Source organism: Brevibacterium sp. HMSC24B04 (assembly GCF_001806835.1).
Taxonomy (GTDB): Bacteria; Actinomycetota; Actinomycetes; order Actinomycetales; family Brevibacteriaceae; genus Brevibacterium; species Brevibacterium ravenspurgense.
Genome location: NZ_KV786087.1, coordinates 38647 through 52864, shown reverse-complemented (window position 1 = coordinate 52864; position 14218 = coordinate 38647). Strand labels below are relative to the sequence as shown.

At 63.2% G+C, this 14218-nt stretch carries 13 protein-coding genes; 5 read left to right on the top strand and 8 right to left on the bottom strand.

The genetic code is table 11. The annotated features are described in order from the left end of the window. Positions 1 to 322: hypothetical protein (locus HMPREF3092_RS05015; protein WP_218079007.1), on the bottom strand; the 322-nt coding region annotated here is incomplete at its 3' end. 252 nt (positions 323 to 574) lie between these two features. Next, on the bottom strand, positions 575 to 1366 hold the full coding sequence (locus HMPREF3092_RS05010; RefSeq protein WP_070424145.1) for a maleylpyruvate isomerase family mycothiol-dependent enzyme: 792 nt from the start codon (positions 1364 to 1366) through the stop codon (positions 575 to 577). A 210-nt stretch (positions 1367 to 1576) separates the two neighbouring features. On the opposite strand from HMPREF3092_RS05010, the gene HMPREF3092_RS05005 reads away from it, so the two are divergent. Continuing rightward, the gene (locus HMPREF3092_RS05005; protein WP_176745697.1) at positions 1577 to 2128 is read left to right on the top strand and encodes a MarR family winged helix-turn-helix transcriptional regulator; all 552 of its coding nucleotides are present in this window, start codon (positions 1577 to 1579) and stop codon (positions 2126 to 2128) included. A gap of 41 nt (positions 2129 to 2169) precedes the next feature. Here the strand turns inward: HMPREF3092_RS05005 and HMPREF3092_RS05000 are convergent, their stop codons facing one another. Continuing rightward, entirely contained in the window at positions 2170 to 3297 is a 1128-nt protein-coding gene (locus tag HMPREF3092_RS05000; RefSeq protein WP_083274264.1) for a diacylglycerol/lipid kinase family protein, read from the bottom strand. 99 nt (positions 3298 to 3396) lie between these two features. Between HMPREF3092_RS05000 and serS the strand changes: the two genes are divergently transcribed. Together serS and HMPREF3092_RS04990 are read left to right on the top strand one after the other, a co-directional pair. After that, positions 3397 to 4683: a serine--tRNA ligase gene (serS, locus tag HMPREF3092_RS04995; protein WP_070424040.1), complete on the top strand. Its 1287-nt coding sequence runs from the start codon at positions 3397 to 3399 to the stop codon at positions 4681 to 4683. 37 nt (positions 4684 to 4720) lie between these two features. Then, positions 4721 to 5554 carry an HAD family hydrolase gene (locus tag HMPREF3092_RS04990; protein ID WP_061944942.1) on the top strand — a complete coding sequence of 278 codons (834 nt, stop codon included), beginning with the start codon at positions 4721 to 4723 and terminating at the stop codon, positions 5552 to 5554. Here HMPREF3092_RS04990 and HMPREF3092_RS04985 read toward each other — a convergent pair. From HMPREF3092_RS04985 to ilvA, 5 genes are all read right to left on the bottom strand, one after another. Further along, on the bottom strand, positions 5537 to 6418 hold the full coding sequence (locus HMPREF3092_RS04985; protein WP_083274263.1) for an HAD family hydrolase: 882 nt from the start codon (positions 6416 to 6418) through the stop codon (positions 5537 to 5539). The two genes, HMPREF3092_RS04990 and HMPREF3092_RS04985, sit on opposite strands and share 18 nt — an antisense overlap. Continuing rightward, the gene (locus tag HMPREF3092_RS04980) at positions 6415 to 6957 is read right to left on the bottom strand and encodes a hypothetical protein (protein WP_176745696.1); all 543 of its coding nucleotides are present in this window, start codon (positions 6955 to 6957) and stop codon (positions 6415 to 6417) included. Before HMPREF3092_RS04980 ends, HMPREF3092_RS04985 begins: the two co-directional genes overlap by 4 nt. 10 nt (positions 6958 to 6967) lie before the next feature. Continuing rightward, positions 6968 to 7600: a proteasome activator gene (locus HMPREF3092_RS04975; protein ID WP_070424039.1), complete on the bottom strand. Its 633-nt coding sequence runs from the start codon at positions 7598 to 7600 to the stop codon at positions 6968 to 6970. Beyond that, positions 7593 to 8714 carry an NAD(P)H-quinone oxidoreductase gene (locus tag HMPREF3092_RS04970; RefSeq protein WP_141737956.1) on the bottom strand — a complete coding sequence of 374 codons (1122 nt, stop codon included), beginning with the start codon at positions 8712 to 8714 and terminating at the stop codon, positions 7593 to 7595. The genes HMPREF3092_RS04975 and HMPREF3092_RS04970 overlap by 8 nt, the downstream gene beginning before the upstream one ends. A gap of 168 nt (positions 8715 to 8882) precedes the next feature. Beyond that, on the bottom strand, positions 8883 to 10169 hold the full coding sequence (gene ilvA / locus HMPREF3092_RS04965) for a threonine ammonia-lyase IlvA (protein ID WP_019174392.1): 1287 nt from the start codon (positions 10167 to 10169) through the stop codon (positions 8883 to 8885). 117 nt (positions 10170 to 10286) lie between these two features. Between ilvA and HMPREF3092_RS04960 the strand changes: the two genes are divergently transcribed. Together HMPREF3092_RS04960 and HMPREF3092_RS04955 are read left to right on the top strand one after the other, a co-directional pair. Continuing rightward, the gene (locus HMPREF3092_RS04960) at positions 10287 to 12575 is read left to right on the top strand and encodes a maltokinase N-terminal cap-like domain-containing protein (RefSeq protein WP_070424038.1); all 2289 of its coding nucleotides are present in this window, start codon (positions 10287 to 10289) and stop codon (positions 12573 to 12575) included. Positions 12576 to 12715: 140 nt separating this feature from the next. Beyond that, complete coding sequence (locus HMPREF3092_RS04955) at positions 12716 to 14137, top strand: hypothetical protein (RefSeq protein ID WP_070424037.1); 1422 nt, start codon at positions 12716 to 12718, stop codon at positions 14135 to 14137. Positions 14138 to 14218: the final 81 nt, after the last annotated feature.

Below are 14218 nucleotides of genomic sequence, written 5' to 3'. Positions count from 1 at the left end.
CGTCACTGCTGTATTCCGACGCAGTCAGCTTGTCGTTGGAGAGGGTGACTTTCGGTTCGTAGACTTCCTTGCCGTCGGACTGCTGGCCGTCGCCTCCCTTGCCATCGGTCTTGTCGCCGCCTGCGCCTTCGCTGGGCTTCTGGCCGTCGCCCTCCTTGCCGTCGGGCTTCTGGGCGTCGCCTTCGCTGCCGGCGTCTGCGGACTTGAGCGTCTGGGTCTTCTCTGCGTTGTCGTCTGCGAATGCGGGTGCTGCAATTGCTCCGAGCGAGCCGGTCAGTCCAAGCGACAGAGCCACGGCTGGAGCGAGGATGTTCTTCTTCACTGCGATCCTTCGAGTCATACGGTGCTAACGGCAACAGGTGCCGATCAAAAGGTCCACATGAGCCTAAAAACCGCTGAACCGCGCCCGCAAGCTCTCTGAGTGAGTACGCGAAAGTAATTTCAAAAGCCGAAAAAGTGCCTGGTGAGGGCGGTGTGTTTACGCAGAGTTCATTTTCAGAATGTCCGGAATCCCGGAAATCTGCGTAATTGTTATTTAAATGAGGCAAAAGACGGTCTGCGCTGCGCTGTTCGGTCACACCCAGGGTGGGGGAGTGGGCAGATCCTCGGGGGTGGCCGCACCGGCGCCGCCCTTCGCATCGTCCTGCCTGCCTGATACCGGCCATCCGCGGCCGATTGCGTACTGCAGCAGTTCGTTGAATTCGCCCGTCACCTCAACGGGCTGACTGAAGTCAGTTTCGTTCTTCTCGGTTCCGGGAATGTCGATGCGCCACTCGGCGAGGTCTTCCCGGTCGGTCACGTGGAAGAGGAAGTTCGCGCGGGTCTCTGTCTTCTTCCAGTAGCCAAGAAGCTCAGCAAAAATACGGTCGGCGGCGGCTGTCGGGAAGTCGAGTGCCGTGTAGCCGATGTTGAGGTCCAGCGCGTGAACAAAGCATTCTCGGGCGCGCGCCCAAGGAATAAACGATGCTGCGGTTTCTTCGCCCTGCCCCGTGCGTACGAGCGCCGACCAGGCGTCGTCGTTCATCGTGTTGAGTGCTTGTGTGAGTTCCTCGGAAGCTTCGTGGGCCATTGTGCTGACATCCCCATCTGGAGTTGATGCCACAAGCTGTTCGATTTCGGCATCCCGTGCGGCCCGCGACGGGTACATGGGGTTTTCATTCCCAGTGCGTGCCCATTCGATCAAGCGCATAAATGCATCCGCATTGGCGATGACGTGCATCGCGACATGCTTGCGGGTCCATCCGGGCAGTCGTGACGGGCCGCCCATTCCGGCGTGTGTCACCTGATCCAGTGCCTGCAGGTAGAACCCTTCGGCGAGCATCCTCAGCTGGAGATCGTCTGTCGTGCTCGGGGTGTTGTCAGCCATATTCACGACCATACCGTTGTGCACTTGCTCGGGGCAGGTGCAAACATCGTGAGTATGGGATACTTCAAATGATTATTGCCTGTCTCGATGGCAAGGGAACAATAAGTTGAATTTACATCGGCTTAAGGTTGCAGTGTAAAATTCGGGCTTGTTCGACCAGCGAAGTTCGGCAGGTCGATGAAACATCGCGTAGACGCGGAGAGGATGGTCGTGCAGGAGGACCATACGGCTGACACGGAAGCCGGTCAGGGCGGCCCCACGCCCTATGACATCGCATCGCGTATCGGGGATATCCGCGCTGTTGACAAGTGGCGCAACATGTTCTCCGGCAGCAAGACCATGCAGGCCTGGAGACTGTGGCACCTGTTCCAGTCGAGGGTGGTTGAGGGCTGTGACGCCAGCCTCAAGCAGAACACGCGAGTAGATCTGGTCGACCTCTATATTCTGGTTGCGCTCCACGACGCCCCGGATCAGCAGATGCGGATGTCGGACCTCGCCGGTGCCGTTGGTTTTTCTCCGCCGCGCATGACCTACCGGGTCAACAAACTCGTGCAGCGCGGCTTCGTCACGCGAGAAACGCAGACTGGTGACGCGCGCTCACAGCTTGTGCGGATCACTGCTGAAGGAACGGAAGAAATGGCGGCTGCGTACAAGCTTCACGACTTCCAGGTCGGAGAAATCTTCGGCAAGGTCTTTTCGGACGAAGAGCTCGACAACCTCAGCATGGTCGCAGCTTCGCTTCTGACTCTTCGTATGCCCTGATCCGTGAACTTCCTGAACCGGTCAGCGCGGCCAGCCTCCGTCTACCCCGGCAGGTTCCACTGGGCTGAGCGCATTTGGCGACGCTGATTCGGTGTGGGCGTGCGCAGCGTCAAAGCTGCGTGAACTACCCTCATCTCGAAGTAGTCGCTCATGCCCGCAAAGTCGCCATCCAGCTGCAGTGCCAGTTCCTCTTCAGCTTCGATGGTGACCGACGAGCACGTGACGATTTCGGTGGCAAGTCCCCGCTTTCGACGGCCAACCACTGCCAGCAGAACACTCGCCCACTGTGCAATGTTCTTCGGCGTGGTCACCAGAACATTGATGAGCCCGTCATCGGGACGCGACCCGGGAAGCAGTTCAAGGCCGCCCTGCACGCGGCCGGCATTGGCTCCCAACACCGAGCGGATGGAGTACGACTGCACCGGTTTGTCGTCGAACTTCATCTTGACTTTGGTGCGGTTGCCAGTCAGCTGGCGGCTGCCGGCCTCAACATAGGCCAACCAGCCGATCCGCTCTTTGAGTTCCGGCGACACGGTCTCCATGACCGCTGCGTCATAGCCCATGCCGGTCATGACAACGGATGTATCAGGTTCGGCCTGCGGGCTGGTGCGCGTGCGGATGACGTCAATGTGCCTGTCGTGTCCGTACATGGCGATCTTGATCGACCACTCCGGGTTCTCAAAGAAAAGACCGGTGTTCCTGGCCAGCAGGTTCCCCGTGCCGATCGGCACCAAGCCGAGCGCTACATCGGTATCGGCAATCACGTGCGCAACAGCGCGCACAGTGCCGTCCCCACCGGCGGCAATGATGAGGTCGACCCCCTCATCGACAGCCCTCCGGGCAGCCGCGACCCCTCCGTCCTCTTCGTCCGAGGGAATGATGAGCGGCTGAGCCCACCGCGAATTGCGTGCCTCGGTCTGGGCGGCGGCGATGATCTCCTGGGCCTCTGGCTTTGTGGGGTTGTAGACCACGGCAAACCTGGGCTGGCTGTCTGACGAGGTGCCGCTGGGCTCCTGCTCAGCTGTCACCCGGGCAACTTCGGCGGCTGTCTGGCTCTTCATGCTTCTGCGCGTGCGCAGTGCTCCGACGCTGTGACCAATCGCGTAGGCAATAAGAGCTACGACGAGTATCAGCAGGATGGTCAGAACGGTCTGCGTGCTGAAGTACATGATGCGAGTCTAGCCGCCCCGGCTGTGAGGTTCGTGCGGATCGGGACGTTCTCACTCCCGTCACCTGCACGTTCGACAGGGCCGGTTAAGCTTAGGGGCGTGATTGATCTTGTGCAGCTGAGGAACAACCCGGACGTATTCAAGGCCTCGCAGCGGGCCCGCGGCGGCAGCGTCGAACTGATTGATGACGTCCTGTCCGCCGATTCTGCCCGCCGGCAGAGCCTGACCGCTTTCGAAGAGGCTCGCGCCCAGCAGAAAGCCTTCGGGAAGAAGGTTTCGCAGGAAAAGGACCCCGAAGCCAAGCAGGCGCTCGTAGCCGAAGCCAAACAGCTGGCCGAACGCGTCAAGTCGCTCGAAGCCGACGCTTCGGAAGCCGAGCAGGCCTTTACCGCCGCGGTGCAGAAGGTTCCGAACCTCATCATCGACGGTGTGCCCTCCGGCGGTGAAGAAGACTCCGTCGAGATCCGCCGTGAAGGAACGCCCCGCGACTTCGCAGCAGAAGGCTTCGAACCGAAAGACCACCTGGAGATCGGCGAAGGGCTGTCCGCAATCGACACCGGCCGCGGCGCCAAGGTGTCCGGATCCCGTTTCCACTACCTGACCGGCTTCGGTGCACGCCTTGAAATGGCGCTGCTCAACCTCGCGATGGACACTGCCATCGAGGCCGGCTTCACTCCGGTTGTCACGCCAACACTCGTCAAGCCCGAAATCATGTCCGGCACCGGCTTCATGGGCGAGCACGCTGACGAAATCTACTTCCTGGAACGTGACGACCTCTACCTGGTCGGCACCTCGGAAGTGGCCCTGGCCGGCTACTACAAAGACGAAATCATCGACCTGTCCGACGGTCCCATCCGCATGGGCGGCATTTCCAGCTGCTACCGCCGCGAAGCCGGCTCCTACGGCAAGGACACCCGCGGAATCATCCGCGTCCACCAGTTCCAGAAGGTCGAAATGTTCGCCTTCACCCACGTGGAAGACGCCGAAGCCGAACACCAGCGCATGCTCGACCTGCAGGAGAAGATGCTCGGGTACTGCGAACTGCCCTACCGCGTGATCGACATTGCCGCAGGTGACCTCGGCGACTCCGCCGCGCGCAAATACGACACGGAAGCCTGGGTACCCACCCAGAACACCTACCGCGAACTGACCTCCACCTCGAACTGCACCACATTCCAGTCACGCCGGCTGAACATCCGCACGCGCGGTGAAGACGGCAAGACCGAAGCGGTCGCCACCCTCAACGGAACCGTGGCAAACACCCGCTGGATCGTGGCGATCCTGGAAAACCGCCAGCAGGCAGACGGGTCGGTCAACGTTCCCGCCGCACTGCAGCCCTACCTGGGCGGCATCAAGGCGTGGGGGCCGGAAGGACCACGGCACTGACACACCGACCACAGCCGGATGACTCACAGGAGAGATCGTGACCGAGTACATCGTCGCCCTTGACCTCGATGGAACAGTAGTCGACTACGAGAACCGACTGTCGGATTACACCCGAGCAGTCATCCGTGCGGTGGCCAGGCGCGGCCACCACGTGGTCATCGCCACCGGCCGCACCGTCGACGGGGCGCTGGATGTCGCCAACCGGCTGGGCCTCACCCACGGCTACGTGGTCGCCTCCAACGGGGCAGTCATCGTGGAACTCGACGCTGAATCGGACCGAGGGTGGGACGTCTACCACGTGGAGTGCTTCGACCCCGGCCCCGCGCTCGAGCGGATGTCCTCGGTGCTTCCCGAAGCCCTCTACATGGTCGAAGACACCGACCTGGTGCGCTGGTCTTCCGGGCAGTTCCCCGACGGCGACCTCGCCGTGGGCAGCGACCTGCGAGTGACCAACTTCGAAGACCTCAAAACAAAAACCGCCACGCGAATCGTCATGCGCGAAATGACGATCGACAACGCCGAATTCGAAAAGTCTGTCCAGAACATCGGCCTGCACGGGGTCACCTATTCGGTCGGCTGGTCGAACTGGTTGGACATTCAGCCCGACGGGGTTTCCAAAGCCAGCGCCATTCAGCGCGTGGGCGTGAACCTCGGCGTTGAACAGAAGCACACGATCGGCGCCGGCGACGGTTCAAACGACGTTGAGATGCTGGAGTGGGTCGACACAGCGATCGTCATGGGTCAGTCGAAAGAGAAGCTGGGCGCCTACGCCGACATCATCGCCGCCCCAGTTGAAGAAGACGGTCTGGCCGAACAGCTGGTGAACTTCTTCGACCTGACGAAGGACGAAATCTCAGCCGAGTTCCGCTAAGCGGGCGCGGGCAATCGCCTCGAGAACAGGGGCAATGCCGCCGTCAGCCAGCGACGGGGCGCGGAATGCTGCGGCCTGCAGTGCCTGCTGGTGGCCGTCGGCTATTGCAAAGCCCGCGCCGGCCCACGTGAGCATTTCAATGTCATTGGGCATGTCACCGAACGCCGCGACTTCAGGGGAGCCGATTCCACGGTCAGCGGCAAAGACTTCGAGAGTGTGCGCTTTTGTGATGCCCGGGGCGGCCAGTTCAATCAGACCCGATGACGGGTTGGAATGCGTGGGGTGGAAAGCCCCGCTGGTCAGCGGGCTGACAGCGTTCAGAAGAGCCTCGGAATCATAGGAACCGGGAATCCGCACAAGAACTTTAAGCACCGTGCCGAGCGTGCTTTCTTCGCCATAGGCGATTTCGGGTGCTTCTAGGCGAGCCCGCACTGCAGCTGATTCGGACAGTTCGGTTGCTGAATCATGGACGAAGCCCGGCGACGTGAACGACCCGTCCGGAGTTTCATAGGCCAGCACTGCCTGCGGAAGAACAGAGTGCAGGCGTTCGCGGAAATCAACCAACTGGCCGGGATCAATGCCGTAGGCAGCCGCCAGCTGTCCACTCTGCATGTCGAGCACAGCAGATCCGTTGGCGCAGATAGCCCACTGAAGCTGCGGCAGCTGTGCCGCTACCGGGTCCATCCAGCGCAGGGGTCTGCCGGTGACGGGAACAACGTGTGCGCCTGTTTCGCGAACCGCATCAATGGCCTCGAGGACTCGGGCGGTGATGGGCGTGCCGGTTTCCAGCAGAGTGCCGTCGACATCCGTGGCGATCAGACGGATGCCGGCCAAAGCGCGTTCGTCTGGCAGGTGCATGCTCATGGTGTTTCCCTTCCCCCTGTGCCCCGTACCCCTGTGCGCGTCTGGGCTTCGGCGATCAGAGCCTCGGCGTCATCGACGAACCGAGCAGCCGATGCGGCAGCGGCATCCGCTGGTCCGGCTGCGGTCTCTGCTGCTTGCCGCGCGGCTACGCGCACATGAGCTGCCGCCTGTGCGGCTTCGGATACTTTCCCCGCTGCACGGCTGAGCAGTTCGGGAAGATCGCCCACCTGCTGGCGAACATCGGCAGGGAGAACAAGCCCTTCCAGCGGCCAGCTGCTGTGTGCCTGTTGGGCAATCTGGGCGGCACGCTGGTCGAGTTCAGACAGTCGGTGGGTCAGTTCGACCACCGCCGTGACCGCCGGGACGCCGGGGGATTCCTTCTGGGCCTGCACGGCGGTTGCGTACAGCCTGTCGACCGCGCGGCCGAAACGGTCGCGGTGCTGACGCCAAAGGCCTGTTCCCAGGCGGGCATCCAGCGAATCGTCCCGCTGGTCGCCACCGTCTGACGGGCGTGACCGCAGCCAAGAAAACAGTCCCACTGCTGTCCTATTACAGGTAGTTGCCCGGCCCCGCCGGTGTGTGTCCGGGCTTCCTGACAGTCTGAGCCGCGGGTGCGGGCTGCTGACCCTCGCCGCTCATGGCCTGGCGGGCCATGATGGCGGTTTGGATGCTCTGCACCAGACCGTCAATCCACCCCGAAGCGTGCGAAATGGCGATGAGCAGCTCGCCGCGCGACGGTGTGACCGGCAGAGCGGCAGCCCCGCGATCGTATTCTTCGAGCAGTTCGTCGCTGAGAACCTCTGCGAGGTCTTCGCGTACGCCCTTGTGGATGCGGCTGAGCCTCTTGCGTCCGGCGGCATCGAGATCGTCAGTGCCGCGCAGGTCTTCCAACAGCCGGTTCAGCGTGTTGCCGATGCGCAGAACCCGGGACGGGTCGGTGACGTCGGGGGTTTCCTCATCACCTTCCGCGCTTTCGCCCGCGCCGCTGTCAGAACTGCCTTCTGCACTGCCTTCCGTGCCGCTGTCAGCAGCGTCCCCAGCGTCCGAGGCGCCGCCGGGCTCCCGCGGGTCATCCAGCTGGTCTGGGGCTGCCTGATCCTGCGACTGGGCTGCGCCGGCGGTGGGCAGCTGTTCTTCTTCGGATTCGATGGGGGTTTCAGCTGTGTTGTTCGCGTCAGTCATGCGCACCTACCTTGAGGATTACTTTGCCGACTGCTTCGCCGTCTTCCAGCAGACGGTGGGCTTCGGCGACGTCGTCAATGGGAAGTTCCCGGTACACCACCGGGGTGATGCGACCGCTTGCCAGGTGTGGCCAGAAGTCTTTCAGAAGGCCTGCAACGACGGCTGCTTTCTGTTCTTCCGAACGGGCACGCAGGGTCGTGGCGATGACCGTTTGTCTGCGCACCATGAGCCGGCCCAGGTTGAGTTCGGCTTTTGCCCCGCCCTGCAGGCTGATGATCACCAGCCGGCCGTCGCGCGTCAGGGCTTCCGTGTTTCTCTCAAGGTAGGCCGCACCCATGATGTCGAGGATGACGTCCGCGCCGGGCCTGCGGCTGGCATCCCGCGGAAGTCCGAAGAAATTGGGGGAGTCGGGCTGCTGGGCGTCCCCCGTGATCTGCTTGATGCGGTCAACGAAGTCTTCTTCGCGGTAGTTGATGACGGCGTCCGCACCCAGTTCACGGCAGAATTCGGCTTTGCGCTCACTGCCGACCGTCACGGCTGTTTTTGCTCCGTGGGCTTTGGCCATTTGGATGGCCGCGGTGCCGATGCCAGAGCCGCCGCCGTGGATGAGCACCCATTCGCCCGGCTGCAGACGCGCGGTGGTGAACAGGTTGGAGTACACGGTGGCCATGACTTCCGGCAAAGCGGCTGCTTCGGCAAACGTCATGGGACGCTCGGCGCCGCTGCTGGGGTCGGTGACAGCGGGGACGGGCATCAGCTGGCCGACGGGAACGGGCACGTATTCGGCGTAGCCGCCGCCGGTGAGCAGAGCCGCCACACGATCGCCGACCTGTACTCCCGCAGGACTGCCTTCCGCGGGTTCAGCGCCTTCTGCCCGGTTGACGGAAACAACGGTGCCGGCGACTTCCAGGCCGGGAATCTGCGTGGCCCCCGCAGGAGGACTGTAGTTTCCTTCGCGCTGCACGATGTCGGCCCGATTGACCCCGGCCGCAGCTACCCGCACAAGTGCGTGCCCGGGCGGGCATTTCGGAATGGCTACGGCCTCAACTTGCAGGGCATCGCGCCCACCGGGTTCGGGGATTGTCACCGCGCGCATCGTCGTCACTTCTGCCATGGGGCCAGCCTATCGGCCGGCACTGACACAAGCCTGAGCCCAGCACCTCGGAGGTGTCGAGCCCGTCACCATAACGGCCCGGCACCTCGTCCGCGCGGGGCAGCCCGCACACCCGAGACACAGCAAAGCCCCGGCCCGGCAGCAGGCCAGACCGGGGCTTTGCCGAACTCAGACGAACATGTGGAACAGAGGCGAGTCCTCGCCGACTTTCTCGATCTCGAGAGGAGATTCGTCCATCCTCTGCAGCAGACCGGGCAGGTCAGCCGCATTGCCCAGCGTGATGCCGACAAAAGCGGGACCGGTTTCGCGCCCGGAGCGCTTCATGTACTCAAACAGGGCGACATCGTCATCCGGGCCCAGAACCTCGTCGAGGAACCGGCGAAGAGCTCCCGGTTCCTGCGGGAAGTTCACAATGAAGTAGTGCTTGAGCCCCTCCCACACGAGTGAGCGCTCAAGGATCTCCGAGTAGCGGGAAATGTCGTTGTTGCCGCCGGTGAGAACACACACGATAGACGAACCCGCGGGAACTTCGAGCGGGGCGAAGGTCCCCTCCGGCCCGATGGAAGCCGATGCAATCGCACCGGCGGGTTCAGCGATGATGCCGTCCACCTGGTAGAGGTCGAGCATTTCCTTCGCGATCCGGCCCTCCGGAACCGTGTGCAGTTCAAGGTCCATGCCGGAGATCATCTGGTACGTGACATCACCGGCCCGGCGCACAGCGGCGCCGTCAGCAAAGGAGTCGATTTCGGGAAGCTCAACAGGTTTGCCCGCGGAGCACGCAGCGATCATGGAAGCAGCGCCCGCCGGCTCCATACCGATGACCTTGGTGTTGGGCATGGCTTCGCGAGCGTATTCGGCAATGCCTGCCAGAACTCCGCCGCCGCCGATCGGCACGACGATGTAATCGGGGTCGTAGCCCAGCTGATCGCGGATCTCAACGCCGATCGTGCCCTGTCCGGCAATTGTGCGCGGGTGGTCAAAAGCGGACACCATGAGAGCGCCGGTCCGTTCGGCGTAGCGCTTGGCCAGCGCTGAGGAATCGTCGTAGGTGGAGCCTTCGATCACGACCGTCACGCGCTCGCCGCCGAAATGGCGGATGCGCTGGATCTTCTGCTGCGGGGTGGTGCGCGGAACGATGATCCGCCCGTCAATGCCCAGGTCGTTGCACGCCTGGGCGAAGCCCTGCGCGTGATTGCCGGCCGACGCAGCGACAACACCGCGGGCCCGTTCTTCTGGGGTCAGCTGAAGCATGAAGTTGAACGCGCCGCGCACCTTGTAGGAGCGGACAGCCTGCAGGTCTTCGCGCTTGAGGTAGACGGTGGCTCCCGTCGCGGCCGACAGCCGCTCGGAAATGTGCAGGGGCGTCGAAACCACTTTCGGCTGAATTCGCGAGGCGGCCTCACGGATTTCAGCAGCTGTTGGGGGCACCTGGGGTTTCTTGCCGTCTATTAACACGTTTTCATTCTCGACCTTTAGCTGACGGGACGGCAACTTCCCGCGTCATATCACTGAAATATGGGGGCTGGCCGATACAGTGGGAGGGTCAGTCCATCCTGGTGAGGAGAACATACAGTGGCGATCAGCAGCGAGCTTGAGCACCTGCTTTCGGAATGGCTGCCCCGGCAGTCGTGGTTTCCGAGGCAGCAGGGGGTTCTCGGCCGTGTGCTCGCGTCCTCCCCGGATGTCACCCCGATGTCTTCGGTCGAGGTGTTCCACCTGGACCTGCCCAGCGGCGGTCAGGTGTACGGCTACGAATCGGTCATCGCCGTCGGCAGCACCACACCGGGTGGTGCGGAACAGGTGTTCCGCCTCAACATCCCTCTGACGTACAGGACCGAAGAAGAGCTCAGCCTGCGCTCGCACCTCATCGGCCGCATTGACGATCTGACCCTTGGCCGGGTGTGGGTGTACGACGCCGCGGCGGACCCCGCCTATGTCCTCACGATGGTCGGCGCGATTGCCGCCGGCCGCAGCTTTCCCGGCAACCAGGTCAACGCGCACCGCGTGAGCCCCCAGGCTGTCGAAGTCGACGATCTGAGCTCATCGGTCGCCGTCGCGGAGGCTCTCAGCTCAGCGCAGGTCACGGTTTCGGACCGCGCTAACGTCACGAACGTCGTCATTGACCGCGGCCTGAGCCGTTCGGTGCTCACGATCTTCCGCGTGCTCAACGCAGCCACTGCCGCCGCGCTGCACATGCCGGTGGCGCTGACAAAGGCCGATTCTGCCGCTGTTCCAAACGTTGCCGGCTGGATGTCCGGTCGGTGGTTCGACGGCTACGGCCTGGAGACCTGTGAACTTCCCACCCTCATGCTGACCAGCGGCGAAGCTGAAGCTGACACCGCGTGGGCGCAGGCCGTCCGGTCGGCACTCGAGGTTGACTCCGGTTCGACCGCCAGCTTCGTTGACACGGCCGGAGCGATCGGTTCGCGCATCGGCGAACTGCACGGCGACCTCGCCGGCATCTTCGGCATTGTGGAATCGGCTGATGCCACAAGCGCGTGGATCAAGAAGTGGCAGGAGCGCATCGACTGGGCATTTGAACGCTCACCGCTGACGCTCGAACCGCTGCGCGGCGACCTCAAACGGCACCGCGAATGGCTGGCCGGCCTCGATTCCGTGGGTGGTCTGCAGCGTATTCACGGCGACCTCACCTTGGGCAATGTCATCATGACGTCCGGCGCTGGCCCCCGGGTGCGCAACTTCGCCGAGGGCGGCGACGGGCAGACCGCCGAACCCAAACCTCCCGCTTTTGACCTGGTCGCGCTGCTGCGCTCCCTGGACTACGCCGCCGGCTACGCGCGGCTCAAGCGCACGGGCGCTCTCGAAGCTGACGAGGCGCCGCTCATCTCCGGTCTGTCACCTGACCAGCTGCGCGAAGTCACGGACTCGCCGGAGTTCGAATGGTCGAATCGGGCACAGAACTCCCTTCTGACCGGCTACTCCCGCGCTGTCGAGGGTGCTGTCACCCTGGACGACCCGATTCTGCGGGCAGTGCTCATCGACCGACTGCTGGTCGAGGTGGTCACGGAGCTGCGCAACCGTCCGGCATGGCTCACCGTGCCGCTTGCCGCACTGACCCTTGCGCTGCGCGGGCGTCCGCCGAAGGCTACTCCGCGCGGTACGGCAGCACACCGTAGCGGTCCGATCGAACCGACGAAGGTCACAAAGACCCCGCGCGCTGAGGCTCCGGAAGAAAAACAGGCGTCGGAAGAAGCGCAGGCCCCGGCTGGCAAGAACGTCGGCAAGAAGGCTGACAGGAAGCACGAAGGCGGAAGGGCTTTCGGTCTGGACGGCACTGCCGCTCCCGTGAAGAAGACGCAGCCTGCCGCAGATGCTGCAGGCAGCGCGGATGGGGCAAGCCGCGCGGATGTTGCGGACGCCGGATCTGAGGGCGACGCAGCGCAGGCATCGGCCTGGGCTGTTCCCGGTGACAAGGTCAGCGCTGAAGACTTTGCACAGCGGGCCGAACTGCAGATCCCACAGCCGGACGAACCGAAGAAGAAGCCCAAGAAGTCCAAGAAGGCCAAAAAAGCCCAGGAGAAGGCTGAAACACAAGCTGCCGAAAAGGCTGCCGAAACGACTGAACCGCAGGCGCAGCCCGAGCCCAGCGAGCCCGCCGCCGAACCGGACAGCACGGCAGGCGCACAGGCCGACAGCCCTGCCGAACAGAAGGCAGAAAAGCCCATCGGCACCTCGTCAGATTCTGCAGAAGCCGAACCCCAGCCCGCATCCGCGGGCGGAGGCCTGGGTGGGCTGGTCATCGGCGACTACACGCTCCACGAAGAAGACGGCGACTACGGCGACGAAACCGAAGAAGAGGAACAGCCGCCCGCACAGCCGAAATCAGCGCGCAACAACTGACAGTGCCGCGCGGTCCTCACGCGGGTGTGACCTAAAAGCAGTGCGGTGAACGGAAGCGCGCAGAGGTGCTTCGATAGACTTGGTGTCAGCGGGTTTGCTCCCGCTTGACTCAGCGCACGCAGCCAAGGAAGCAGACACCGGTGCCGGAAACTCACGACACAAGCGACAGTCCTCGCACGGGCAGTGCTGAACCGACCCAGAGGGGAACGCGCAAGTCAATCCTTGCTATCAGTGCCGTCGCTGCGGCACTGCTCATAGCCGCCGTCGGCATTCGCGCGTGTGAAGACGACGCCGCACCATCCCAGGAACAGCAGACCGAAGCTGATTTCCTCAATGCCGAACAGGCGGGGCGGATCGTCAGCGCTCTCCAGGACGAGGGTGCAGACGTGTACCAGCTGGTCATCACCAAAAAACACGCCACCGCGCAGGTCTTCGAAGAAGACGGCAAACTCACCACCCTGATGTTCAGCGAAACCGGCGAACCCGAAAAGAAGCGGGGAGGCAGCGCCCCGGCCGATGCCGCGCGTGTCCCTGCCGCCGACCTCAGCGCTGACGCTTTTGCAGCCGCGGCAGACAAAACCCTGAACGTCATCGACCAGGCAGACCGAATCCGCGCGCTGTCGATTGAACAGGACTACGGACATTTCAACGGCCGCGATGCCGGCCCGTCGGCCACGCTGCGAGTGGCGACCTCCGGCGAAGGGTTCGGTGAAGGCTCGGGAACCGTCGTGTGGAACCTCGCCGCCGAACGCATCCTCGGCGTGCCCAGTGCTGATGGGGCCGTACCGAAAATCGCCCAAACAGACGAAGCCGAAAAGCTGCTGAACACCATGCCGGCAGTCGAAGCAATGTCTGAACACTCCGGAACTCAGCTGGTCACAGCGCTCGAATACTACGAAGTGAAAGAAGTCTTCAGCGTTGAGTTCGCCGGGAACGAAACCCGCGCGATCGTGCTCACACGGGACGACCAGATGGTCCAACTGGACTTCGCCACGGGCGCACCCACGGCAAGCAGCTACACCCACTCCGGGCTCAAACCGCTGGAAGACTGGAAGAAGTTGGCAGATGTCGAGCCCAGCAGTCGGCTGATGGAAGCCGTGGAAGACCTTGAAATTCCAACCGCCTCCGCTGGGGCTCCGAAGGGTGCGGGAGCTGCGCTGTTCAATGCCGACAAGCGAACACCAGCACCGGAAGCTGAACCGAGCAGTGAAGCTGAAGGGACCGAGGAAGCGAGTAGTACCTCGGAAGCGGCAGAGGAAGCGGCTGACGAGGGAGCCAGCGAGGTAGCTGAGCCGTCGGAAGGTGCGGGAGCCGAACAGACTCCCGGCGCCTCGGAATCCGCAGACCCCAGTGAGGAGCCGACAGAGCAGCAGACCGCAGATCCCGTCGACATGACCGAACTGCCCCTGCTCCTGGTGCGCCACGTTGAGGAACACGGCGATGTTGTGTTCGTCGATTCGAAAGCCGGCAATGCTGAGCGGCCCAGCAAATGGGCGCTGACCGACGGCAAGCCTCTGGACGAGGACCTGCAGAAGGCCTACTGGACTCGCGTCAGCCAGTAGGGTTGTCAGCGGCGCGTGACTGTTGGTTGTTGGAGCTGAAGCTTGGCAAGCGGCGGCTGGCGGTTAACAGTTGGCGAGGGG